The sequence below is a fragment of the Bacillus sp. HMA207 genome, from assembly GCF_003402455.1.
In the GTDB taxonomy this organism is placed as follows: Bacteria; Bacillota; Bacilli; order Bacillales; family Bacillaceae_G; genus Bacillus_A; species Bacillus_A cereus.
This window is the reverse complement of record NZ_BEZT01000002.1, coordinates 430,121-453,892: the sequence shown is the minus strand read 5'-3', so window position 1 is coordinate 453,892 and position 23,772 is coordinate 430,121. Positions and strand designations below refer to the sequence as shown.

Genomic DNA, 23,772 nt, shown 5'->3' with positions numbered 1-23,772 from the left:
TAATAATAAGTGGACCCTAAAAAGATACTTAAAGATGTAATGATAAAAAATATATTACTTCTCATTTTCAAACTCTCAAGGCTTACTTTCCATAAAGAATCTTCTTTCAAATTATCCCCACCTTCTCGCTTTAAATTTAGTTTTTTAAAATGTAAATAATTCTAAAAATATTACGATGTAACATAATCATAACACAAAAATGACTTAAGTAACATAATTTTTTAGAAAAATTGATTCTCGTATATTTTTTGCATATAATTTTCTTATTACGAAAAAAAGGAAGTGTATTATATGGTTGATATCTTTAGCAGATTCCTTGAGGTAACGAATAATATTTTATGGTCATATATTCTTATTGCAATGCTAATCGGCTTCGGTCTTTACTTCTCTTTTAAATTAAAATTTGTCCAAATTACTCATTTCAGTGAGATGGTCAGCTTAATTAGTAAAGGGTTTAATCGAAAAGAAAAAAAGAAAGATAGCATCTCACCATTCCAAGCATTTTGCTTAAGTGCAGCAGCACGTATCGGTATCGGAAACTTAGCTGGTGTAGCATTAGCAATTTCAATGGGTGGACCTGGCGCAATATTTTGGATGTGGTTTATCGCAATTATCGGAGCAGCTACTAGTTTTGTAGAATGTACACTTGCGCAAATTTATAAAGTAAAAGATGGAAGTAGGTTCCGTGGTGGACCAGCATATTACATGGAAAAAGGGTTAAACAAACGCTGGATGGGCGTCTGGTTTTCACTTCTTATTACAGTTGCGTACGGATTAATTTTCAATTCAGTGCAAGCAAATACAGTAACAATAGCGTTTGAAAATGCTTTTGGACTAGAGCGAACAATCGTAGGAGCTCTATTAGCCTTATTAGTTGCAGTTATTATTTTTGGTGGCATTAAGAGCATTTCACGTATTACAGAAATGATTGTTCCGCCAATGGCAATCGTTTATATCGGCGTGGCTATTTTTGTCGTTATTAACAACTTCAGTATGTTACCAAGCATTTTCATGGAAATCTTTAACGGTGCATTCGGTTTAGACCAAGCTATAGCTGGTGGTATTGGAGCAGCAATCAAGTTCGGAATTCAGCGCGGTTTATTCGCTACAGAAGCGGGAATGGGTAGTTCTCCTAATGCAGCCGCAACATCTGATGTATCTCACCCTGTAAAACAAGGGCTTGTTCAAGCGTTAGGCGTTTTCGTAGATACATTCTTAGTATGTACATCAACAGCATTTATCGTATTATGTTCTGGGCTTTACAAAGGATCAAATTTAGAAGGTATCGAATTAACACAAAACGCATTAAGTTCACAAATTGGACCGTGGGCAAGCACTTTCTTAGCGATTATTATTTTCCTATTCGCTTTCAGTTCACTTCTAGGAAACTACTATTATGGTGAAACAAATATCGCATTCATTAAAGAAAGCAAAACATGGCTAATGATTTATCGCGTTGCAGTTGTCGGAATGGTATTCTTCGGATCAATCGCTGCTCTTAAAACAGTTTGGAGTTTAGCTGATTTATTCATGGGACTAATGGTATTCACAAACTTAATTGCCATCTCATTCCTTAGCAAATTTGCTTACGCTGCATTAGTAGACTATTTGAAGCAAAAGAAACAAGGAAAAGATCCTGTCTTCGTTGCAAACTCTATCCCTGGCTTAAAGAATACAGAGTGCTGGGATGGGCAAGATGTAGAAGAAAAACAAAAAGCCGTTTAACAAATAAAAGCGGAAGTGGCTCGTTCAGAACAGGAGGGCATTGGAGCTCCTGACGAAGAGGCGTTCTTTGCCTCACAGGAAGGCGCGAAATGACCGACTGGTCTAGTCACCGGAGCTGGATATCACTAAAAGCACAAGCGGCTCGTTTAGAACAAGAGCCATATCTCAAACAAAGGCCCTATTACTTCACCGTAATAGGGCCTTTTATTTACAAGAGTTCATAATTTGTTCAAATTAATTCCAGCAAAAGGGTTGATTTATAGAGATTACTAGATTATAATTATTATAAATTAGTAATTGATATCACATAACAACTCAAAAGGAGATTGATCATAATGAACAAACAAGTAATCGAAGTATTAAACAAACAAGTAGCAGACTGGAGCGTTTTATTCACAAAACTTCACAACTTCCATTGGTACGTAAAAGGACCTCAATTCTTCACATTACACGAGAAATTCGAAGAACTTTACACAGAATCAGCTACTCACATCGATGAAATTGCAGAACGTATTTTAGCAATTGGCGGCAAACCAGTAGCAACAATGAAAGAATACTTAGAACTATCTTCTATTCAAGAAGCAGCATACGGAGAAACTGCAGAAGGGATGGTCGAAGCAATCATGAAAGACTACGAAATGATGCTAGTCGAACTGAAAAAAGGCATGGAAATCGCTCAAGACTCTGACGATGAAATGACATCTGACCTACTACTAGGCATCTACACAGAACTAGAAAAACACGCTTGGATGCTACGTGCGTTCTTGAATCAATAATAATTAAAAGCAGAAGCGGCTCGTTTAGAGTCGCTTTTTTATGTAATGGTCGCACTTAACGGTACACGAAATTATATCAACGATTTTTCAAATATATCGATCATAACTCGCAATATATCAACGATTTTTTCATTATATCGATCATTACCCGCAATATATTAACGATTTTTTCATTATATCGATTTGCCGACAAATCACGACAATATCAGCGCCCCTCTCCCCTACTTTTATCAATATATTACAATCTCATCTATGTTAAAATATAGGAAACACCCTTTAGCTTTTCCAAATTCATCATTTACTACTTAAATGACGGGAGTGGTTCAGTTGAAAGACTACTTAATTAGAGCATTTTTTGCGTTAATAACAGTTGGGATTCTCTTACTTATAGCTAATATTTTCAATATACGTGTCGAGGTTAAGGACTATGCTTTCCTCGTTGTCGTAGCAATTGGTGGCGGCTGGGGTGGCTGGTACCTGTATAAAAAACAAAGCAATCAAAATGATAAAGGCATTCCAAAGTAATATGGAATGCCTCTTTTATTGCCTTCTGTAATAAATAATGAAATTCAGACCGCTAATACAACAAATCGCAATAAACATACAAAACGATTGTGGATCTCCACCTAGATTATAATCATCAACGATAAATCCGGACATAAACAACGTTATCGCGGAAACACCGATACACAATACCGAGATAAACCAAAGCGAAAATTCATTAATCAACTCTTTCTTCTGTCTCAAAACAATTAGCATAACAAGAATAGATGCTGCTAAAATACTTTTAAAAACCGGTCGTAAATATACGAATTCCTCCATCTATTTCTCCTTTCCCAAAAACATTACATCTAAACATTAACATATTTAACCAAATTAAAAACACATGCCGTCTTACATTAAAACGACATGTGTTTCCGTATTTGCTATGATAGTTGCTTCCACTTCGTTCCCAAAACAGGACGCTCATAATTTTGGATTGCATGAATTAGTTTATCTGCTGTCTCAGCTGAAACGATCAATTCTTTATTCGATGAATTCATAAATCCTTCTTCCGCTGCACGTTCAACCATTTGCAAAATTGGTCCGTAAAAACCTTTTATGTTTAATAAACCAACCGGCTTATTATGTATACCAATTTGTGACCAACATACAACTTCAAATAGTTCTTCAAACGTTCCGTATCCGCCTGGAAGCGCGATAAAAGCATCCGCAAGCTCTGCCATTTTCGCTTTACGTTCGTGCATTGTTTCTACTTCAATTAATTCTGTTAATCCTGTATGTACAATTTCTCCTCGAAATAGACCGCGCGGCATAACACCTGTTACACGTCCACCTAAACGAAGAACTTCGTTTGCTACTTCTCCCATTAATCCGACACATGAACCACCGTATACGAGCTCATAGTCGTTCTCAACAAACATTTTACCTAACTGAATTGCCTGCTCTTTGAATTCTGGTCTCTCCCCTAAATTAGAACCTGCAAACACACAAATCTTTCTCATTCCTACACCCCGAAACTATATATTGTTATGATACAATGAACATTGTACAACATATTGAGGAGATGAGGAAGAAATGGATATCGTTGCATTTCAAAGATGGGTTGAGGAATTTTACGAAAAACGAAGCTGGTCACAGTATAATGCCTTTATTCGCTTAAATTTCTTAACCGAGGAAGTTGGGGAAGTTTCACGAGTCGTTCGTGCTATTGAAATTGGCCGCGATCGCCCTGATGAAGAGGCGAAAACAGAAGAAGAGCTAAAACAAGAACTAAAAGAAGAACTTGGCGATGTACTATCTAACCTTATTATTCTTTCGCAAAAATATGATTTAGACTTACAAGACATTATGGACGCACACGTCACAAAGCTTTCGAAAAGGTTCGAAGTATCTAAATGAGAACATTATCAATTATGGTATAATATTCTTGTCACAATACCAAGGGGGATTTTATGTTATCAAAAAAATTGCACGACGCATTAAATGAACAAATGAACTTTGAATTTTATTCTGCCCATGCTTATATGGCAATGGCTGCTTACTGTACAGCTGAGAGCTATGATGGATTCGCTAACTTTTTCCTTGTACAAGCTGAAGAAGAACGTTTCCACGCAATGAAGCTTTACAACTATATTAATGACCGCGGAGAGCGCGCTATTATTACTGGATTTGATAATCCGAATAACGAATACGAATCTGTATTAAACGCTTTTGAAGTCGCACTTGAGCACGAGCGTGAAGTAACGAAACGTATTTATAACTTATCTGATATCGCTTGGGACGAGCGTGAACATGCAACAATTACATTCTTAAAATGGTTCGTTGACGAACAAGTTGAAGAAGAAGCTTCATTCGATAGCATCATTCAAAAATTAAAACGTATTACAAGCGATTCAAACGCACTGTTTATGCTAGATGCTGAATTAGAGAAACGTACATTTACGCCTCCAGCTGAATAATACTTTTAATCACCTTAATGAATGGATTAAGGTGATTTTTTAATTTGTTCTTTTCTAAGCTCAATAACCTTAGCCATATCCTTCTTATAAAGCCCTGCAACCTTTTCAACAAAATCACTATGAGTAAAAGTACCCTCTCCCTCTTCTACTATGTTTAAGTACCCATGTGTAAATTTCAAAAATGCTCTAGCATCTTCTCCAGTTAAATGATTAATGTTATCTATAACCTCATCAAGTTCCTTTAAAATACCCTGTTCTTTCAACCTAATTCCTCCTCTCTATATTATTTATCATACAAAAACAAAAAAGTCGTTCATCCCTCTAAGCGAGAGATAAACGACTTCTTTATTATTTATTAAAGCATAACCCCAACGATAATCGCTGATAATATACTTACTAACGTTGCACCGTATACAAGTTTTAAACCGAATGATGATACAACGTTTGCTTGTTTGCCATCGATACTCTTCGTTGCACCTGCGATAATTCCGATAGATGAGAAGTTCGCAAATGATACAAGGAAGATAGATAAAATACCTACTGTACGAGCTGATAAATCACCAGCTACTTTACCAAGATCAAGCATTGCAACGAATTCGTTCGTTACTAATTTTGTTGCCATAATTTGTCCTGCTTGTAGCATCTCTGATGTTGGAATACCCATTACAAATGCTAATGGTGAGAAGATGTATCCTAAAATGCTTTGGAATGTGATTCCGAAAATTGAATCAAATACACCGTTAATTGCTGTAATTAATGCTACGAAACCGATTAACATCGCCGCTACTGTTACAGCGATTGAAAAACCAAGCATAATATATTCGCCTAACATTTCAAAGAATGTTTGTTTCTTGTCTTCTTGTAATTCTAAAATATCGTCTTCTTCTTTTACTTCATATGGATTAATGATATGAACGATAATGAATCCACTGAATAAGTTTAATACAAGTGCTGTTACTACATATTTTGGATCAATCATTTTCATATAAGAACCGACGATTGACATCGATACTGTAGACATTGAAGATGCACAAAGTGTGTATAAACGATTTTTCGGTAATTTGCTTAGTTGATCTTTTACTGTAATGAATACTTCCCCTTGACCAACGATTGCAGCTGCTACCGCATTATATGATTCTAGTTTTCCTAAACCGTTAACTTTACTTAATAGGAAACCGACTGCACGAATGATAATCGGTAAAACTTTAATATGTTGCAGGATCCCGATTAATACTGCTAAGAAAATAATCGGTAATAATACTGTTAAGAAGAATGGTGCTTGTCCATCGTTTGCTAGACCACCAAATACGAAATTAACCCCAGCTTCCGCAAATTTTAAAATAGCGCCAAATCCATCTGCGATCCCTTTTACTAATACGAATCCGACCTTTGTATTTAGTAAGAAATACGCAAGTACCAATTGAATGACAAGCATAAGTGCAATTGGTTTATATTTAATTTTCTTACGATCTGAACTAATAAGGAAACCTAGTACAAACACTACAAGTAAACCGACTAGAAACATTACGAACTTCATATGTGAATCCTCCACTTCTCCCACGAGTTATTGGTCGTATAACGTATAACGAATGACGTCTGACCATTGTTGTTAAAAAAATTTAAAACCCCTAAAACTATTCAACTGTCATCTAAAATCAGTAAGCGTTTACATAAATTGCAATTTATAAAAGGTAGCTTCTTCTCTCCTACCATACTTGAAAGTCTGAAATTGATACCACCTACAAATCAAATTGTAAGCGTTATCTAGATGAAATGCAATATAAATTTTAAAAGATTTTCATATGTTAATATATTCCTAATCAATTGGTTTTTTCATGTAAATTTACCATAAAAATAGCCCTAGCTATGAGCTAGGACCATCCTTTTTACCCCGATTGGTGAGGACTAATAATGAGCGGGAATAAAGCCCCCACTGATTAAAGTTTCACTTTATAACATAACACCAACGATAATCGCTGATAGAATACTTACTAATGTCGCACCGTACACAAGGCGTAGACCGAATGATGATACAACATTTGATTGATTTTCATCGATACCTTTTGTTGCACCTGCAATAATTCCGATAGATGAGAAGTTCGCAAATGATACAAGGAATACAGAAAGAATACCAACTGTACGAGCCGATAAATCACCAGCTACTTTTCCAAGATCAAGCATCGCAACAAACTCGTTTGATACTAATTTTGTTGCCATAATTTGTCCCGCTGTGACCATCTCAGCTTGTGGGATTCCCATTACGAATGCTAATGGTGAGAAAATATATCCTAAAATAGCTTGGAATGTAATACCGAACATGGAATCAAACAAGCTATTGATTGCTGTAATTAATGCTACGAAACCGAGTAACATAGCTGCTACTGTAATCGCAATCGTGAAACCAAGCATAATGTACTCGCTCAGCATTTCAAAGAATGATTGTTTTTTCTTATTTTCTAATTTCAGTGTATCTTCTTCTTCTGTAATATCGTACGGGTTAATAATATGAATAATAATGAAACCACTAAATAAATTTAATACAAGTGCTGTTACTACATATTTCGGTTCGATCATTTTCATATAAGAACCAACGATTGACATCGACACTGTCGACATAGAAGATGCACATAATGTATATAAACGATGTTTTGGGATTTTACTTAATTGATCTTTTACTGTAATAAATACTTCTGCTTGTCCAACAATGGCAGCTGCTACTGCGTTATATGATTCTAGTTTTCCTAGACCATTCACTTTACTTAACAACGTACCAATAGCACGAATAAATATCGGTAAAATTTTAAAGTGTTGCAGAATTCCGATTAAAACCGCAAAGAATACGATTGGTAATAACGCTGTTAAGAAGAATGAAACCTCTCCTTTATTAACAAGACCACCAAATACGAAAACGATTCCAGCTTCCGCATATCCAAGAAGTGCGCCAAATCCATCTGAAATTCCTTTTACTAAAATATAACCAACTTGCGTATTTAATAAGAAATAAGATAATGCTAGCTGAATAATAAGCATAATTGCGATTGGTTTATACTTAATCTTCTTTCGATCGGCACTTATAAGAAAACCGAGTACAAATACAACGAGTAATCCTACAAGGAACATAACAAACTTCATTAATAAAATCCTCCATTTAACTCTTCATTAACGTTGAACGTCTGACCATTCAAAACAAGAAATAATCCGAACTTTCCATTTCTCCTCCAAAATCTTCAATCGGATAGAAAAGATCATAAAACCTCTTATTTCAAAGGCATTTTCCATTCTAACATAAATCACAACTCATATCCGCACTTTTCTTAAAAAAATACATTTTATTATGAACCATTCATGAATGTTCGTCTTTTTCATTATAAAGCGAAACTTTAATGAGCAGGAGTTTCACTTCACACAAATAGCTGAACCAACAAAAAATGAGCATCAAGTTTCACTTGATGCTCACCTCATTATACTGCTTTTTCTTTATCAGCTACCGCTGGCTTATCCCAACACTCTGTATTGTTCAAACCTGGAATAGACTCCGCATAAAAGACTGGATCTTTCCCTTGTTTCTTTTGCTTAATATAATCTGATAACGCTGCGAAAGCGTACTTAGAAAGGAATACAATTGCTACTAAGTTAATAACAGCCATAATTCCCATAAATAAATCTGCTAAATCCCAAACGATTTGAATTGTCGCTACAGACCCTAGCATAACCATACCAAGTACAGCAATGCGGTATGCATTTAATAGCACTTTACTTCCATTTAAGAATTCAATATTTGTTTCACCATAGTAGTAGTTACCTACTAATGAACTGAACGCAAACAAGAAGATCGCAACTGCTACAAATATAGAAGCCCATGGACCGATATGTTGACTTAACGCCTGCTGCGTTAATTGAATTCCATTTAAATCAGCTGCATTATGCACATCTGATAAAAGAATAATAAATGCTGTACAACTACAAATTAATAATGTATCAGTAAATACCCCTAAAGTTTGAATGAAACCTTGTTTAACTGGGTGCGTTACGTTTGCAGTCGCTGCTGCGTTCGGCGCACTACCCATACCTGCTTCATTTGAGAATAACCCACGTTTTACCCCTAATAAAATCGCAGCTCCTAATCCTCCGCCTACTACTTCTTTAATTCCGAAAGCATGTAAGAAAATTTCTTTAAATACATATGGAATTGCCGTAATGTTTGTTACAACAACGAATAATGCCACTGCTACATAAATAATTGCCATTACTGGAACTATCATTTCAACCGCGCGAGCAATTCGTTTTACTCCGCCGAAAATAATAACCGCAAGTAAACCAGCCATAACAAGACCTACTAATCTGCTATCTGTTTTAAATGCACCATCAAAGGCAGCTGCTACAGTATTAGACTGTACAGCGTTAAAAATCAATCCGAAACTTACTGTTATTAGAACAGAGAACACAACACCTAACCAGCGTTTATTTAAACCCTTTTCCATATAATACGCTGGGCCCCCACGGAATGCATTCCCATCTTTTACTTTATAAATTTGCGCTAATGTGCTCTCTACAAATGCAGAAGCACCCCCAATTACCGCAATTAACCACATCCAAAATACTGCTCCTGGACCACCTGCTGAAATCGCAATAGCTACACCAGCTAAGTTACCAGTACCTACACGAGAAGCTGTACTCATACAAAACGCTTGGAATGATGATACGCCGCTCTTCTCTTTTTGCGCTTTCCTCGTTTTCGAGCTTGCTCCATCCCCAAGCAAACGAATCATTTCACCGAAGTAACGAACTTGGACAAATTTCACACGAAATGAAAAATAGAGCCCTAACCCAATTAACATCGCAATAATGACATATGACCAAAGGATATTATTTACATCCCCAATTACCCTAGCTAAAAAATCCATATTTGTATTGCCCCCTCTTCCTAACAATAAGAAAATTATATTCTAAAAACTTTAAGTAATCAAGAACTTTATGTAAGGTTTTATGACATCAGTATGTTAACTATCTTAACATACGTGTTTTTTTTCATAAAAATATAGCTATTACATGCATTTATCCAATACTCAATCACTTATCCTCTTCAACCAGTCATACTTTTAAAACAGCACGTTCCCCAAAAATAACGAGAGGAACAAATAAAAAAAGTTATATTAATAACTACCTCTCACCCTTTTCATCATTTACTACAACAAAAAAGACGAGCATCGAATTTACCTCGATGCTCGCCTTTTCAATTACACTGCTTTTTCTTTATCTGTTACCACTGGCTTATCCCAGCACTCTGTATTCGTTAAACCAGGAATAGAATCTGCACTGAAGACTGGATCTTTCCCTTGTTTCTTTTGCCTTACATAGTCTGTTAATGCCGCGTACGCAAATCGGCCAAGAAGTGTAATCGCAATTAAGTTCGTGATTACCATTAGACCCATAAATAAGTCTGCCATATTCCATACAACTTGAAGCGTCGCAACAGAACCGAATAATACCATTCCAACTACTGCAATACGGTAAATTGTTAACCACGTTTTGCTTTGCTTAATAAATTCAATATTTGTTTCACCATAATAGTAGTTTCCTAAAAGAGAACTAAATGCAAATAAGAAAATAATAATCGCTAAGAAGCTACTTGCCCATGGGCCGATTTGTGAGCTTAATGCATTTTGCGTTAATTCAATACCTTCTAAATTTGTTGCTTTATATGCACCAGAACATAGTACGATAAATGCTGTTGATGTACATACTAAGAATGTATCTACTAAAACGCCGATCGTTTGAATAAAACCTTGTTTGGCTGGATGCGTTACATCAGCTGTTGCTGCCGCGTTCGGCGCACTACCCATACCTGCTTCGTTCGCAAATAATCCGCGCTGAATACCATATTTCATCGCAGCACCGATACCACCGCCTACAGCTGAATCTAAACCGAATGCACCTTTAAAGATTTCCGTAAACACATCTGGTATTAAATAGAAGTTTTTAATGACAACAAAAATAGCTACCGCAATATAAACAAGCGCCATTGGCGGAACAATCATTTCCGACATACGTGCAATACTTTTTACACCACCAAAAATAATAACCGCAACTAATGCAGCTAATACAATACCAACAATATAACGCTCTAAACCAAATGCATTTTCAAACGCTAATGTTACTGTATTCGCTTGTACTGAGTTAAAAATTAAACCGTAACTAACTGTAATAAGGATAGAAAACCAAATTCCCATCCAACGTTTATTTAAACCTTTTTCCATATAATAAGCAGGACCACCACGGAAGCCACTGCCATCTTTTACTTTATAAATTTGGGCAAGCGTACTTTCTACGAAACTTGAAGAAGCCCCGATAATCGCAATAACCCACATCCAAAATACAGCTCCAGGTCCTCCCATAGATATAGCTAATGCTACACCAGCTAAGTTACCGATACCAATACGAGCTGCTGAACTCATACAAAACGCTTGGAAAGAAGATACACTACCTTTTTTACGCGTCTTTCCAGTTAATCCATCACTCATTAGTCGAACCATTTCCCCTAAATGAGTAATTTGTACGAATTTCAATTTAATAGAAAAATAAAGACCTAAACCAATTAACATTGCAATAAGAATATATGACCAAAGAATTGTATTTGTTGATGAAATAAATTGCTCTAAAATATTCATACAATTAACCCCTCCTTTTCTCCATAAAACGAATTATATTTAAAAAACATTCAAAAATCAACATTTTTCGACAATTTGCAATTTCCAAATATTAGCCAGGTTCACAGTAACAATATCTTTATGACTGACTACCCTCCCTCTAACTGTGCATACTAAAACAAAAAATAAATTCACAAACAACCCTATTGACAAAAATACCAACCTGTAACTATAATGATTACAACAGGTTGTAACAAACCTAATTACAACAAATTCATTTACTTTCAGATATACACTTTAACAAAACACTTTGGAGGGATTTATTATGAAAATCGGAATTATCGGAGCAACTGGCAAAGCAGGAAGTCGTATTTTAAAAGAAGCATTGAATCGCGGACATGAAGTAACTGCAATCGTAAGAAACGCTGCAAAAATTACAGAAGAAAACGTAAAAGTTTTAGAAAAAGACGTATTTTCTCTTACATCTAACGACTTGCAGGCATTTGACGTAGTTGTAAATGCATTCGGTGCTCCAGCAGGCGAAGAACACCTTCACGTAGATGCAGGAAACGTACTTATTGAAGCGATGAAAGGTGCACCAAATACAAAATTACTTGTAGTTGGAGGCGCTGGAAGCTTATTTGTAGACGAAGAGAAAACAACACGTGTATTTGAGACACCAGGTTTCCCGAAAGAATACCTTGCAACAGCTCAAAACCAAGGCAAAAACTTAGAAATCTTACAACAAACAAATGATATCACTTGGACATTCATCAGCCCTTCTGCACTATTCGCATTAGGAAAACGCACTGGTTCTTACAAAGCTGGTAAAGACAACCTTCTTGTTAACGCAAAAGGTGATAGCTACGTAAGTTACGAAGATTTCGCAGTTGCAGCACTTGATGAAATCGAAAATCCAAAACATGTAAACGAACGCTTCACAGTAGTTTCTGAAGCTGAATAATAAGAAAAAGCTCGTAAAACATAATGTTTTACGAGCTTTTTCTTATTATTGCACTTGCTCTAAACCATTTGGAGTAATCTTAAAGGAAATTTCTTTAAACTTTTTCTTATCTCCTTTTCCAACTAACTCACTCTTTTTATACCAACTTAAACGATCTGACTCGGCATGATACACTTTCAATACGTCACCATACTCGAACGCCATACCATTTACTTGTTCTGCAAAATTCTGCGAAGTTTCTTGTCCTTCTGCGGTTACATGCTTTTTCTCAGTTCCATTTTGATCATAAATCGTAAGGCCTATATACTGTTCATTTACAAAGCGATAATGAATCTCATCATTTGTAAATGTTGCATGTAATTTCTTTTCAGCGTGGTTTAACGTAATAATTGAACGTGTAACATCGGACACACCTTGATAGACTAGACTATCCCCATATGTCACTTCTACAGGAACTTCCGTCACTTTCTTATTTCCAAAACGATCTTTCGTTTCTACTTTCACTGTTTGCTGACCAATTTTTGTCATATCTATTTTCCCTACAAAATCTACTACTTCTCCACCCTGTACTTCAACAAAGTTCTTCACGTCTAGCGTTTCGCTATTTGTTCCGATTACTACTTGCTGCGGATTTGCTTTTACTGTTTGCTCACCGTCTAATCTTTCAAATCCATTTTCAGTTATTTTGAAGACTAATTCCTTTATCTCTTTACTTTTTCCTTCGCCCACATATACATCTTTTTGATACCAATGTAAACGAGAAGATTCCGCATGATATACTTTCACTACATCTCCATACTCAAATGCAATTCCATTTACTTCCTTAGCAAATTCTTGCGTATTCTCTAAACCTTTTACTGCTATATTTTTCTTCACTCTTCCTTCTTTATCGTACAATGTGAATTCAAAATACTTTTCATCTTTAAAGTAATCATGAATTAGGTTCTTTGTATCTGTCGCACTCAGTTTTTTCGTATCATGATGCAAAGTTACAATTGATTTTAAGTCACCATCTCTATAGCTTAGCCCATATACAAGTAGGCTATCTCCATATGTTACTGTTAGAGGAACTTCTGTCACTTTCTTATTTCCAAATCGATCTTTCGTTTCTACTTTTACTTTTTGTTCTCCGATTTTTGATGTATTTGGTTTTTCTGCAAAACCAACCACTTCTCCATTTTTTACTTGTACAAATTCTTTCGGATCTAGTTTGTCTACATCCATTCCGACTACTACTTTTTGCGGTTTCGCCGTCACTTCTTGTAAACTATCTTTTAATTCGAACCCTTGCTCAGTGATTTGGAATAATTTCTCTTTTTTATTTTTAGCCTTCCCTTGATCTACAAGTGTATTATTTTGGTACCACTTCAGACGATCCGGTTCTGCATGGAATACTTTTACTACATCACCATATTCAAAATCCAATTCATTTAGTTCCATCGCAAATCTTTTTCCCGTTTCTTGTCCTTCTGCAGATACGCGTTTCTTTTCAATCCCATTTCGATCATATAGCGTTAAGCCCATATATTCTTCTTTTTCAAAACGGTAATGTATTTCATTATTAGTAAAGTTTACATTTAATTTCTTCTTATTGTGGTGAAGTGTCACTGTCGACATTACATCATCTGAAAGTCCTTGAAAAACTATACTGTCATCATAAAATCCGTTAACTTGGACAGGAATTGAATTTTTATTTCCTTTCTCATCCCCAATTTCTACTAACACTTCCTGTTTACCATTCTCTAGTTTAGGCCATACAATCTTTCCTGTTACTTTTACATTCTCACCTAAATTTCGAACAAGTTTACTTGCTTCATTCTCGTCAGAATCTGTACCAACTAAAAGATTTTGTACTTCATTAGCAGGTTCACCATATGGAACCTTATACGGTTCAACTTGCTTCTCACGAATATCATTACTATCTGTAGCTTTCCAGATTTCCTTTTCTAATTTAGGTAATTTTGATTTTTCTATTTTCTCTCTAATATCATCATTTGGTGTTAATCCCCATTCCTCAAAGAAAGGAATTAAATTTTGCCCTGCCACTTGCGATGTCATATAAATAAATAGCTGCTTTTTCTCTTCATCAGAATGAGGCATTTCACTCTGAGGTAACAAACGATAAGCTTGATGTAACCTAGGATAAAAATGTTCTCCATACACTACATTTAATTGCCAAAACATTGTAAGAGGATTAATGTCATCAATGAATCTTTCTGCTTTAGGCTTCTCTAAATACTCAAATGAGTTTTTATAGTGCTCATCCATTTCTAATTGATTCCCTAACGCCTTTTGAACAGCTAATGAGTAAATATTTACTGTTACTTCCCTTACTTTAGACCACTTCCACGGTTCTTGCTGATGTAAATGACCAACTTCATGCCACGGTCCCCATCCATCCTTCTCAAGTACCTCTATATCTAAAACTCTATTCATTGCAGTTGGAATATATCCTGTATGATAATGTTTTGCAAACATAAAGTCCCCTTTAGCAGGCTTCCGTTTTTCAACAAACTGAACATAATGAGTTGGAGATTTTGCAACCCCAACACTGTCCTCAGATAATCCTGCCACTGCGTTTTCTAAACGGATAATCTTATCATGCAATTTCATTAAATCTGTTGGATCCGTATTCTTCATATATTTCTGCACAGAATCGTAAGTAGTAGTAATTAAGCTTCTCTCACCTTTTAATTCAACTGCATAAGGATCCTTATATTTTTTTAACATTTCATCCCAATCTTTTTTTGTATGCTTACCTAAAATAAATAAAGGAAAGTGACTACCACCATTTGTAACGGAAGCTGTTACTTCTCCTTTGTTATTCATATTATAAAAATATAAAATACCGCCTCTTGAAGATGAAATAACATTTTTCCCTGGTTTTAAATCAAACTCCTCTGGGTCCTTTTCATCATAAGATCTCGTTCCAATAAAAGCTTGGATAGACTGCGTTCCTTTTATGTCAATTGTAATCTCTTCATTTGGCTCTGCATAAATTCCAGTCGGTTCATTAGCGGAAAGTTTCCAAGTAACTCTTAAACGATTATTTTCTTCTTCTACGCTACCTTTCCCCGGCAACTGAAATACTCTCTGCTCAAACTTATTCTCTTTTACCTCTTCTAATTTCCCACCTTTATTTTCTTCCAAAGGTGCTGCATATCCTTTCGATGCTTCGAAAGCTACTGGCGATAATAATGTAGATATACATATTCCAGCTACTAATACCCTACTCGTCTTTTTCTTCGACATAATCTGTGTCCCCTGTTCCTTTATTTAGATAAACTACCCTATATATTCATCTAATAAGTAATCCTATTATTTCTATAAAAACATTTGATGAATGGACTAACACCTCGCGCACCTGTATCTATTACTACCGCATTTCTCTCCATGCATTCGCTTTCTTACATTGTAAAATTTTTATGTAATATGCCCTCCTCACTTCTCTCTATTTGTGATGAGTTCTCTTGCTACATAAAAAAGAGAATAGTAAAAGATATTTTTCAGTATTGTCATCTATACATCTAAAAATAAAAATAACAATAAAAACTTACATTTTCTTCATATATGACCATCTATAGGTAGTTTTTCCAAATGAATTTTACACGCTTTACACTTTGTTTGATAGCCTCTCTAATTAGAATAATGTTACAATTTCGTGAATAAAATCTATTTATTGTAACGTTTAGATTTTGTCACATTTTATTATTTTTAAATACTTTTTAAAACGTTAAAATAGTGTTTCACTCGATTAATTATTATCTTGATATACCTTTAAAGAATTCATATGAAAAAGCATTGGCATACGCCAATGCTTTTTCATTATCTCTTTTGATTCGGTTTATGCGGTTCATTTGGAGTATATGGCTTATTTGGTTTATTTGGAGCCTCAGCCTTTTTCCAACTTACCGCTAACTCTGGACTTGTTTTTTCTTCACTACGCTCAAGTAATACTACTGCATTTTGAATAGTCGGTGTACCTTTATGCGCAATCCCTTGTAATTTCGTTAAATTTCCTGATACTTTAAAGCTAAATCCACCAGCTGGTGTTTGTTTCGGAATTAAAATGCGGAACTTTTCTCCTACATTAAATTCTGTTTTTGTTTCGCCTTTTTCATTTGCAAATTTCACGCCCGCTGGTGCACCTGTTGCTTGCACTTTATACGTTCCGCTTTTTGCATTTGTTTCTACTGTATATAAACCTGTTTCAAAGAAATCATTTTTTAATACTGCTTCTTGTTCTTCTGTAGGAGTTACACTCATCGTAATTTCTTGTAACTCTTCACTAGCGCTTGCTTTTGCAACGATGTCTTTCGTTACTTTCTCTACATTTTTATTGCGGAAATCTAAATCATTAATATCGATTTGTTTTAACGCATTCCACACTGCAAGCTGCGTTGCGTAATGTGCTTCTCTCCAATCAGAAACACCTAATTCTTGTGGACTCTTTTGTGGATATCCATTCAATAGTACACGGTATACGTTAATATCCACTTTCCCCATTTCCGGTAAATCTTGACCGCTTGGAGATTTCAAATCTACATTTAAGCAAAAAGCAATTTTGCCATCTGCGGTTTTAATAAGCTCTGTTCGAATTGGTTTCTTCTTTGACTTACTATAACTCCAATTCATTTCATACTTTGTATGGTCCATAACTTCTGCAAATGCTTTTTGAAGCGGGAATAACACAAATAAAACACTTAAAAACATAGCTAAAATCTTGAACGATTGCTTTATATTCATGTTTACAGCCCCTTATCACAAACTTAATACTAAGTAGTATTTATTTAGAAACTATTTTTATGCACAAAAAAAGAGTGCTTTTACGCACTCTTCTTTCTTACTTTAATCTTAGAAATCGAAGTTATCAGGATCTGGACCAACACGGTGATTTTGATTTAACGCATCGATTTTTTCCATATCTTCTTTCGTTAATTCGAAATTAAATATATCGGCATTTGCAATAATGCGGTGTTCTTTCGTTGATTTTGGAATAGTGATTACTCCATTTTGAAGATCCCAACGTAAAATAACTTGCGCTGTTGTTTTACCGTGTTTCTCAGCAATTTCTTGTAATTTTTCATTATCTAATAATTGACCTTGCATTAATGGTGACCATGCTTCCATTTGAATACCTTGTTCTTTACAGAAAGCTTGTAATTCTTTTTGTGTTAAACGAGGGTGGTATTCTACTTGGTTAATCATTGGTTTAATTTCTGCATCTTTCATTACATCTTGTAAGTGATGAATTTGGAAATTACTTACCCCAATTGCACGTACGCGTTTTTCTTTATAAAGTGTTTCTAACGCTCTCCACGTATCTTTATATTTCCCTTCTACAGGCCAATGAACAAGGTATAAATCTAAATAATCCAGCTCTAATTTTTTTAAGCTTTCTTCATATGCAGCAAGTGTCGTTTCATATCCTTGATCCGAATTCCACACTTTTGAAGTAATGAATAAATCTTCACGAGAAATGCCTGCTTCTTTTATACCCGCGCGAATTCCTTCACCTACAGCTTTTTCATTTCCGTAAATTGCAGCTGTATCAATGCTGCGGTATCCTGCTTTAATCGCCGATTTCACTGCTTCTACAAGTTCTGGTCCATCCTCTACTTTAAATACACCTAAACCGAACCAAGGCATTTCTACACCATTATTTAATACTGTTTTACTTTGTAAGTTTTTCATTTTATTTTCTCTCCTTTTATTTTACTTGATCTCTTTTTTCTAATGTCATACTCCACGCAGTTAAAACAACAGCACCTACTACCATAATTCCACCTACCCAAGCCGTATGAATTAATCCTAACGAGTTCGTTACAATACCGCCCAAGTAAGCACCAAGAGCAATTCCTGCGTTAAATGCTGCAATGTTAATCGCCGATGCTACATCAACAGCGCTAGGTACAAACCTCTCAGCTAATATAACAACATACACTTGTAGCCCTGGAACATTCATAAATGCGAATAGTCCCATGAAAATAATTGTGATGAATCCAGCGACTTTAAATGGCGCTGTAAATGTTAAAACAAATAATACAATCGCTTGAATAAAGAACATGTAAAATAACGCTCGAATCGGATTATGATTTGATAATTTTCCCCCGACCATATTCCCAATCGCAATTGCAATTCCGTATACTAACAAAATAATTGTAACGGTACTTGCTTTAAATCCTGTTACTTCTTGTAATAACGGAGATAAATACGTAAATGTTACGAACGTTCCCCCGTATCCTAATGCAGTAATAATAAATACAAGTAACAGTCTTCCATTCGTAATCAGCTTAAATTGATCGCGAAATGATACAGACGTACCTTTTTTTAAATTAGAAGGAATTAGCATACTATTGGCGATTAAAGCAACGATTCCAATGGCCACAATAACAATAAACGAGGCCCTCCAGCCAAATTGTTGACCGATAAATGTTCCAATTGGTACACCTGTAATAGTCGCAACAGTTAAACCAGTAAACATAAATGCTATTGCACTTGCACGTTTATTCTCAGGTACAAGCGCAGCCGCAATTGTAGATCCAATTGACATAAAAACACCATGCGCAAATGCAGATACAACCCTCGCAATAAGTAACACAGTAAAACTTGTTGCTACCGCCGCAATTCCATTACCAATAATGAAAATAATCATAATCCACATTAATAACGTCTTTCGCGACATACTAGCTGTTAATGACGTTAATACTGGAGCACCAAACGCTACTCCTAATGCATATAAAGAAACAGTTAACCCCGCTGTTGTAACAGAAACATGTAAATCCTCTGAGATAGATGGTAATAAGCCGACACTAATAAATTCAGTTGTACCAATTCCAAACGCACTAATTGCTAGTGCTAATAAAGCAAACATACTTCTCCGATTCGTCTGCATAACCGAAGAAGATACTGTATATGAATTCAATTGAACTCCTCCTTAATGCGAGAAATCCAATCATAATAGTATGATAAAAAGGCCTTTTTATCTTCTACAAAAATAACTTTACTGTTGATATACGCTATTATGAATGGCTTTACTCTTTTTTTGAAGAACGCACTTAAAAGTACGATAGGTACCTAAAAGTAACATAGGCACTTTTTAGTACCGTACTACTCATTTCCCTCTTACGTATGCTATTATGGAACATATTCAACATGATAAAAAGTACGTACTTTAAAGTGCTATAGGCACTTTTTAGTAACATTTAATTATTTAGCTTCTTTTGTTGGAGAACTTAAATCTACATTCATCAAAGGAGATTTTTATATGAAGAAATACAATATTCCCGTTGAAGCGACTTTAGAGGTTATCGGTGGAAAATGGAAGGTTGTTATCCTTTGTCATCTAACGAAAGGCACAAAAAGAACGAGTGAACTAAAACGTTTAATGCCTGGGATTACACAAAAAATGTTAACTCAGCAATTACGTGAATTAGAAGACGATGGGGTTATTCAAAGAAAGGTATACAATCAAGTACCACCAAAAGTAGAATATTCACTTACAGAATACGGTTGGTCTTTAGAGTCCATTCTTGATTCTCTTTGTACTTGGGGCGAATGCCATCTTGAAAAAAGCGGTAACACATCGATGCTAATTGTAGAAGGTGAATAATAGGAAAAAGGAAAAAACGAACATGAATTTGTTCATTTTTTCCTTTTTTTCTTTATATGTATATACATTTCTAACTGGAACAAAATATTTTATACGCTTTCATACCTTGTCAGCACTACGTTATACACTCAATATCAAATAATTAGGAATCATTTTTATGTTAACATAGGTGTATATAGTATATAATATAGGATATATATTATATACACTTTCCGGTAACGGAGCTTTTCCATTATGCGGACAAGCCATGTATCGGACAGTTCATAAATAATAAGTAAGACGTTATGGTTTTAGATTTATGTTTGCAGCTTACTTGCTGTCATAAATTTAAAGGCATTTTATTGTGTTTTGTGAAACTTTGTATAAAGTTTCGTAAACGTTTACTATCTTACTTATAAAAAATAAGAGTATTGCTATCGTAAAGGAGAATTGGAGATGCCAGAAACTATGACTCAAACAAAGCCAGAACAAGAAACTGTACAAATTTCTGCTAGCCAAGGACAACTTGATGTACTTGATCAGTTGTTAAAACCTGAGGTACAAGAATCATTAACAACACTAGTAGAACAGCTTCCAAAATTAACTGAGCTTGTTAACATTTTAACTAAGTCTTATGACTTCGCTCAAACTGTTGCTACTGATGAAGTATTAAAAAGCGACACTGTTGGTGCAATTACAGAGCTTGTAGAACCTGTAAAAGATACAGTGAAAAGCATGGCTGCAACTGCAATCGAAGCGAAAGATCGTGCTGAAGAAAGCAACGAAGTTATCGGCCTATTCGGTCTGTTAAAATTACTAAAAGATCCACAAGCACAAAAAATGTTCCGCTTTGTGAACGCATATCTTCAAATTAGTGCAGAACGTAACAATAAATAATTTAACTTATAACAACAATTAGTAAAGACGGGGGATATCATACTATGTCAAAACAAATTGTCATCTTAGGCGCTGGTTATGGCGGTCTTCTTGCCGCTTTAAACGTACGTAAATATTACAGCAAATCAGAAGCACAAGTTACAGTGATTAACCAATACCCAACACACCAAATCATCACTGAACTACACCGCCTTGCAGCTGGTAACGTGTCTGAGCAAGCAGTTGCAATGCCACTTACAAAGCTTTTCAAAGGTAAAGACATCGATCTTAAAATCGCAACAGTTGAGTCATTCTCAGTTGATAGCAAAGAAATCAAACTAGCTGGTGGCACTACTTTATCTTACGATGCACTTGTAGTTGCTTTAGGAAGTAAAACTGCTTACTTCGGTATTCCAGGACTAGAAGAAAACAGCATGGTATTAAAATCTGCTGCTGATGCAAACAAAATCTACAAACATGTTGAAGACCGTATTCGTGAATACGCGAAAACGAAAAACGAAGCTGATGCTACAATCGTAATCGGTGGTGGCGGATTAACTGGCGTTGAGCTAGTTGGTGAGCTTGCTGACATTATGCCTAAACTTGCAAAAAGCCACGGCGTAAATCCAAAAGAAGTGAAACTTCTTCTTGTTGAAGCAGGTCCAAAAATCCTTCCAGTATTACCAGACCACTTAATCGAACGTGCAACTACTAGCCTAGAAGCGCGCGGCGTTACATTCTTAACTGGTCTTCCTGTAACAAACGTTGCTGGCAACGAAATCGACTTAAAAGACGGTCAAAAACTTGTTGCTAACACATTCGTTTGGACGGGCGGCGTACAAGGTAACCCATTAATCGGTGAATCAGGTCTTGAAGTTAACCGTGGACGTGCAACAGTTGATGCATACCTACAATCTACTTCTCACAAAGACGTATTCGTTGCTGGAGACAGCGCTGTTGTCTTCGCTCCAGACGGACGTCCATACCCACCAACTGCACAAATTGCTTGGCAAATGGGTGAGTTAATTGGATACAACTTATACGCAGCACTAGAAGGCAAAGCATTAGAAGAGTTCGCACCTGTAAACTCTGGAACACTTGCTAGTCTAGGACGTAAAGATGCGGTTGCTACAATCGGAGCAAGCAATACTCCACTTAAAGGCTTACCAGCATCATTAATGAAAGAAGCAAGTAACGTTCGTTACTTATCACACATTAAAGGTCTATTCAGCTTAGCTTACTAATCTGAATATAAGCCCGAATCATGCCCTGCATGGTTCGGGCTATTTTTATCCGTAATTTTCTCTAACTTATTTATTCGTCAGAAGAATAATATAACCCTTTTAATTATCTAAATTTACTGATTATTTTATGTCCAAATTGTGTATACGAAAAGATGGAAGTATTCTTCCTACTCCCATCCTTTCACACAAACTATTCGCCTAACTTCACAAGGCTGTAGTTCTTCTTCCCTTTACGAATAATAATAAATCTTCCATCAAATGAATTTTCTACAGTAACATCCGTACCCACATCTGTTACTTTCTCACCATTCATAGAAATCGCACCATTATTAATGTCTTCACGTGCTTGTCGTCTAGATGGTTCAATTCCTAAATCGACTAGCCACTCTACGATGTTTTTCTTCTCTTTTGAAGACTGGAATGTTGGCATTTCTTTAAAGCCTTGTTCAATTTCATCAGCTGTTAACGATTTAATATCTCCGCTAAATAACGCTGCTGTAATTTTCTCAGCTTGCAGGAACGCCTCTTCTCCATGAACAAATTTCGTCATTTCTTCTGCTAACACTTTTTGCGCTTCACGTTTATGAGGTTCCGCTTCTACCTTCGTTGCTAATTCATCAATACGCTCTTTCGTTAAGAACGTAAAGTATTTCAAGTATTTAATTACGTCACGGTCATCTGTATTTACCCAGAACTGGTAAAATTCAAACGGTGTCGTTTTTTCAGGATCAAGCCAAACCGCACCACCTGCTGATTTACCAAACTTCGTACCGTCCGATTTTAATAATAACGGAATCGTTAATCCGAATACTTTCGCCTCATGACCTTCTAACTTACGAATTAAATCTAAACCACTCGTAATATTTCCCCATTGGTCACTACCACCAATTTGAAGTTGAACATCCTCTTTCGTGTATAAATGATGGAAGTCCATCGCTTGCAAAATTTGGTACGTGAATTCCGTGAAAGAAATACCTGTATCTAAACGGCTTGCTACAATATCCTTCGCTAACATGCTATTGATGCTAAAGTTTTTCCCGTAATCACGTAAAAACTCAATAATATTTATTTCATGTGTCCAATCATAGTTATTTACCATCTTCACTTCGCTATTTCCACCAAAATCAAATAGCTTTTTCATTTGTGCTGTTAACGCATCTACATTATGCTGAACCACTTCTAACGTTTGAAGTTGACGCTCTGATTGTCGTCCACTCGGATCACCAATTGTTCCTGTTGCCCCGCCAATTAAAATAACAGGATGATGACCAGCTAATTGGAATCTCTTCATCATCATAAACGGAATCAAATGTCCAATATGCATACTATCACCAGTCGGATCAACTCCGCAGTATAGCGAAATCTTTTTCTCTTCTACTAGCTTACGTAAACCTTCTTCGTCAGTCTGCTGATTAACGGCGCCGCGCCATTCTAATTCATCAATAATATTCATCTTTTGTCATCCCCTTTATTTTTTAAAAACAAAA

21 protein-coding genes are annotated in these 23,772 nt (G+C 35.7%); 9 read left to right on the top strand and 12 right to left on the bottom strand.

The window, feature by feature from the left end; translation table 11 throughout:
* The first annotated feature begins 291 nt into the window (after nucleotides 1-291).
* The 3 genes from HMAS_RS22775 (at nucleotide 292) to HMAS_RS22765 (ending at nucleotide 3,026) form a co-directional block, all read left to right on the top strand.
* A complete protein-coding gene (locus tag HMAS_RS22775) occupies nucleotides 292-1,725 on the top strand; it encodes an alanine/glycine:cation symporter family protein (protein ID WP_000227591.1) in 1,434 nt (477 codons plus the stop codon).
* A 335-nt stretch (nucleotides 1,726-2,060) separates the two neighbouring features.
* Nucleotides 2,061-2,501 carry a Dps family protein gene (locus HMAS_RS22770; RefSeq protein ID WP_001041895.1) on the top strand — a complete coding sequence of 147 codons (441 nt, stop codon included), beginning with the start codon at nucleotides 2,061-2,063 and terminating at the stop codon, nucleotides 2,499-2,501.
* Nucleotides 2,502-2,828: 327 nt separating this feature from the next.
* Nucleotides 2,829-3,026, top strand: a complete 198-nt coding sequence (locus tag HMAS_RS22765) for a hypothetical protein (protein ID WP_000656312.1) — start codon at nucleotides 2,829-2,831, stop codon at nucleotides 3,024-3,026.
* A 15-nt stretch (nucleotides 3,027-3,041) separates the two neighbouring features.
* Here the strand turns inward: HMAS_RS22765 and HMAS_RS22760 are convergent, their stop codons facing one another.
* Together HMAS_RS22760 and HMAS_RS22750 are read right to left on the bottom strand one after the other, a co-directional pair.
* Entirely contained in the window at nucleotides 3,042-3,323 is a 282-nt protein-coding gene (locus tag HMAS_RS22760) for a hypothetical protein (protein WP_000390908.1), read from the bottom strand.
* 104 nt (nucleotides 3,324-3,427) lie between these two features.
* Nucleotides 3,428-3,991, bottom strand: a complete 564-nt coding sequence (locus HMAS_RS22750) for a TIGR00730 family Rossman fold protein (RefSeq protein ID WP_025709826.1) — start codon at nucleotides 3,989-3,991, stop codon at nucleotides 3,428-3,430.
* A gap of 88 nt (nucleotides 3,992-4,079) precedes the next feature.
* Between HMAS_RS22750 and HMAS_RS22745 the strand changes: the two genes are divergently transcribed.
* Both HMAS_RS22745 and HMAS_RS22740 read left to right on the top strand, forming a co-directional pair.
* Nucleotides 4,080-4,403 carry a MazG nucleotide pyrophosphohydrolase domain-containing protein gene (locus HMAS_RS22745; RefSeq protein ID WP_000355758.1) on the top strand — a complete coding sequence of 108 codons (324 nt, stop codon included), beginning with the start codon at nucleotides 4,080-4,082 and terminating at the stop codon, nucleotides 4,401-4,403.
* Between the two features lie 53 nt (nucleotides 4,404-4,456).
* Nucleotides 4,457-4,963: a ferritin gene (locus HMAS_RS22740; protein WP_000949403.1), complete on the top strand. Its 507-nt coding sequence runs from the start codon at nucleotides 4,457-4,459 to the stop codon at nucleotides 4,961-4,963.
* Nucleotides 4,964-4,989: 26 nt separating this feature from the next.
* On the opposite strand, the gene HMAS_RS22735 is transcribed toward HMAS_RS22740, so the two are convergent.
* The 5 genes from HMAS_RS22735 to HMAS_RS22715 all read right to left on the bottom strand — a co-directional run bounded on the left by HMAS_RS22735 (nucleotide 4,990) and on the right by HMAS_RS22715 (nucleotide 11,631).
* Nucleotides 4,990-5,226 carry a hypothetical protein gene (locus HMAS_RS22735; protein ID WP_000662911.1) on the bottom strand — a complete coding sequence of 79 codons (237 nt, stop codon included), beginning with the start codon at nucleotides 5,224-5,226 and terminating at the stop codon, nucleotides 4,990-4,992.
* Between the two features lie 92 nt (nucleotides 5,227-5,318).
* Nucleotides 5,319-6,500 carry a NupC/NupG family nucleoside CNT transporter gene (locus HMAS_RS22730; protein ID WP_000673874.1) on the bottom strand — a complete coding sequence of 394 codons (1,182 nt, stop codon included), beginning with the start codon at nucleotides 6,498-6,500 and terminating at the stop codon, nucleotides 5,319-5,321.
* Nucleotides 6,501-6,913: 413 nt separating this feature from the next.
* A complete protein-coding gene (locus HMAS_RS22725) occupies nucleotides 6,914-8,095 on the bottom strand; it encodes a NupC/NupG family nucleoside CNT transporter (protein ID WP_000673839.1) in 1,182 nt (393 codons plus the stop codon).
* 329 nt (nucleotides 8,096-8,424) lie between these two features.
* On the bottom strand, nucleotides 8,425-9,867 hold the full coding sequence (locus HMAS_RS22720) for an alanine/glycine:cation symporter family protein (protein WP_000346413.1): 1,443 nt from the start codon (nucleotides 9,865-9,867) through the stop codon (nucleotides 8,425-8,427).
* 333 nt (nucleotides 9,868-10,200) lie between these two features.
* Nucleotides 10,201-11,631 (bottom strand): alanine/glycine:cation symporter family protein, encoded by a 1,431-nt coding sequence (locus tag HMAS_RS22715; protein WP_001022930.1) that lies wholly within the window; start codon nucleotides 11,629-11,631, stop codon nucleotides 10,201-10,203.
* A gap of 304 nt (nucleotides 11,632-11,935) precedes the next feature.
* On the opposite strand from HMAS_RS22715, the gene HMAS_RS22710 reads away from it, so the two are divergent.
* Nucleotides 11,936-12,574 (top strand): NAD(P)-dependent oxidoreductase, encoded by a 639-nt coding sequence (locus HMAS_RS22710; protein ID WP_116345047.1) that lies wholly within the window; start codon nucleotides 11,936-11,938, stop codon nucleotides 12,572-12,574.
* Nucleotides 12,575-12,619: 45 nt separating this feature from the next.
* On the opposite strand, the gene HMAS_RS22705 is transcribed toward HMAS_RS22710, so the two are convergent.
* From HMAS_RS22705 to HMAS_RS22690, 4 genes are all read right to left on the bottom strand, one after another.
* Entirely contained in the window at nucleotides 12,620-15,826 is a 3,207-nt protein-coding gene (locus HMAS_RS22705) for a putative mucin/carbohydrate-binding domain-containing protein (RefSeq protein WP_061113530.1), read from the bottom strand.
* Between the two features lie 573 nt (nucleotides 15,827-16,399).
* Nucleotides 16,400-17,320, bottom strand: coding sequence for a thioester domain-containing protein (locus tag HMAS_RS22700; protein WP_001022514.1), 921 nt, complete (start codon nucleotides 17,318-17,320; stop codon nucleotides 16,400-16,402).
* A gap of 108 nt (nucleotides 17,321-17,428) precedes the next feature.
* Nucleotides 17,429-18,268, bottom strand: coding sequence for an aldo/keto reductase (locus HMAS_RS22695; protein ID WP_000793548.1), 840 nt, complete (start codon nucleotides 18,266-18,268; stop codon nucleotides 17,429-17,431).
* Between the two features lie 16 nt (nucleotides 18,269-18,284).
* Nucleotides 18,285-19,469, bottom strand: coding sequence for an MFS transporter (locus tag HMAS_RS22690; protein WP_162840098.1), 1,185 nt, complete (start codon nucleotides 19,467-19,469; stop codon nucleotides 18,285-18,287).
* A gap of 372 nt (nucleotides 19,470-19,841) precedes the next feature.
* Here HMAS_RS22690 and HMAS_RS22685 point away from each other — a divergent pair, with 372 nt between their 5' ends.
* The 3 genes from HMAS_RS22685 (at nucleotide 19,842) to HMAS_RS22675 (ending at nucleotide 22,285) form a co-directional block, all read left to right on the top strand.
* Nucleotides 19,842-20,186: a winged helix-turn-helix transcriptional regulator gene (locus HMAS_RS22685; RefSeq protein WP_000760475.1), complete on the top strand. Its 345-nt coding sequence runs from the start codon at nucleotides 19,842-19,844 to the stop codon at nucleotides 20,184-20,186.
* A gap of 435 nt (nucleotides 20,187-20,621) precedes the next feature.
* Complete coding sequence (locus HMAS_RS22680; RefSeq protein ID WP_001115311.1) at nucleotides 20,622-21,062, top strand: DUF1641 domain-containing protein; 441 nt, start codon at nucleotides 20,622-20,624, stop codon at nucleotides 21,060-21,062.
* A gap of 44 nt (nucleotides 21,063-21,106) precedes the next feature.
* Nucleotides 21,107-22,285, top strand: coding sequence for an NAD(P)/FAD-dependent oxidoreductase (locus HMAS_RS22675; protein ID WP_000043203.1), 1,179 nt, complete (start codon nucleotides 21,107-21,109; stop codon nucleotides 22,283-22,285).
* A gap of 190 nt (nucleotides 22,286-22,475) precedes the next feature.
* Here HMAS_RS22675 and tyrS read toward each other — a convergent pair whose 3' ends face one another.
* Entirely contained in the window at nucleotides 22,476-23,738 is a 1,263-nt protein-coding gene (tyrS, locus tag HMAS_RS22670; RefSeq protein WP_025709822.1) for a tyrosine--tRNA ligase, read from the bottom strand.
* Nucleotides 23,739-23,772 lie beyond the last annotated feature (34 nt).

What these genes read in the sequence shown, in the direction of transcription:
- HMAS_RS22760 (WP_000390908.1), bottom strand. Translation starts at nt 3,323, where the DNA reads ATGGAGGAATTCGTATATTTACGACCGGTTTTTAAAAGTATTTTAGCA.
- HMAS_RS22675 (WP_000043203.1), top strand. Translation starts at nt 21,107, where the DNA reads ATGTCAAAACAAATTGTCATCTTAGGCGCTGGTTATGGCGGTCTTCTT.
- HMAS_RS22685 (WP_000760475.1), top strand. Translation starts at nt 19,842, where the DNA reads ATGAAGAAATACAATATTCCCGTTGAAGCGACTTTAGAGGTTATCGGT.
- HMAS_RS22740 (WP_000949403.1), top strand. Translation starts at nt 4,457, where the DNA reads ATGTTATCAAAAAAATTGCACGACGCATTAAATGAACAAATGAACTTT.
- HMAS_RS22775 (WP_000227591.1), top strand. Translation starts at nt 292, where the DNA reads ATGGTTGATATCTTTAGCAGATTCCTTGAGGTAACGAATAATATTTTA.
- HMAS_RS22730 (WP_000673874.1), bottom strand. Translation starts at nt 6,500, where the DNA reads ATGAAGTTCGTAATGTTTCTAGTCGGTTTACTTGTAGTGTTTGTACTA.
- HMAS_RS22680 (WP_001115311.1), top strand. Translation starts at nt 20,622, where the DNA reads ATGCCAGAAACTATGACTCAAACAAAGCCAGAACAAGAAACTGTACAA.
- HMAS_RS22710 (WP_116345047.1), top strand. Translation starts at nt 11,936, where the DNA reads ATGAAAATCGGAATTATCGGAGCAACTGGCAAAGCAGGAAGTCGTATT.
- HMAS_RS22725 (WP_000673839.1), bottom strand. Translation starts at nt 8,095, where the DNA reads ATGAAGTTTGTTATGTTCCTTGTAGGATTACTCGTTGTATTTGTACTC.
- HMAS_RS22720 (WP_000346413.1), bottom strand. Translation starts at nt 9,867, where the DNA reads ATGGATTTTTTAGCTAGGGTAATTGGGGATGTAAATAATATCCTTTGG.
- HMAS_RS22705 (WP_061113530.1), bottom strand. Translation starts at nt 15,826, where the DNA reads ATGTCGAAGAAAAAGACGAGTAGGGTATTAGTAGCTGGAATATGTATA.
- HMAS_RS22745 (WP_000355758.1), top strand. Translation starts at nt 4,080, where the DNA reads ATGGATATCGTTGCATTTCAAAGATGGGTTGAGGAATTTTACGAAAAA.
- tyrS (WP_025709822.1), bottom strand. Translation starts at nt 23,738, where the DNA reads ATGAATATTATTGATGAATTAGAATGGCGCGGCGCCGTTAATCAGCAG.
- HMAS_RS22770 (WP_001041895.1), top strand. Translation starts at nt 2,061, where the DNA reads ATGAACAAACAAGTAATCGAAGTATTAAACAAACAAGTAGCAGACTGG.
- HMAS_RS22700 (WP_001022514.1), bottom strand. Translation starts at nt 17,320, where the DNA reads ATGAATATAAAGCAATCGTTCAAGATTTTAGCTATGTTTTTAAGTGTT.
- HMAS_RS22690 (WP_162840098.1), bottom strand. Translation starts at nt 19,469, where the DNA reads ATGCAGACGAATCGGAGAAGTATGTTTGCTTTATTAGCACTAGCAATT.
- HMAS_RS22695 (WP_000793548.1), bottom strand. Translation starts at nt 18,268, where the DNA reads ATGAAAAACTTACAAAGTAAAACAGTATTAAATAATGGTGTAGAAATG.
- HMAS_RS22715 (WP_001022930.1), bottom strand. Translation starts at nt 11,631, where the DNA reads ATGAATATTTTAGAGCAATTTATTTCATCAACAAATACAATTCTTTGG.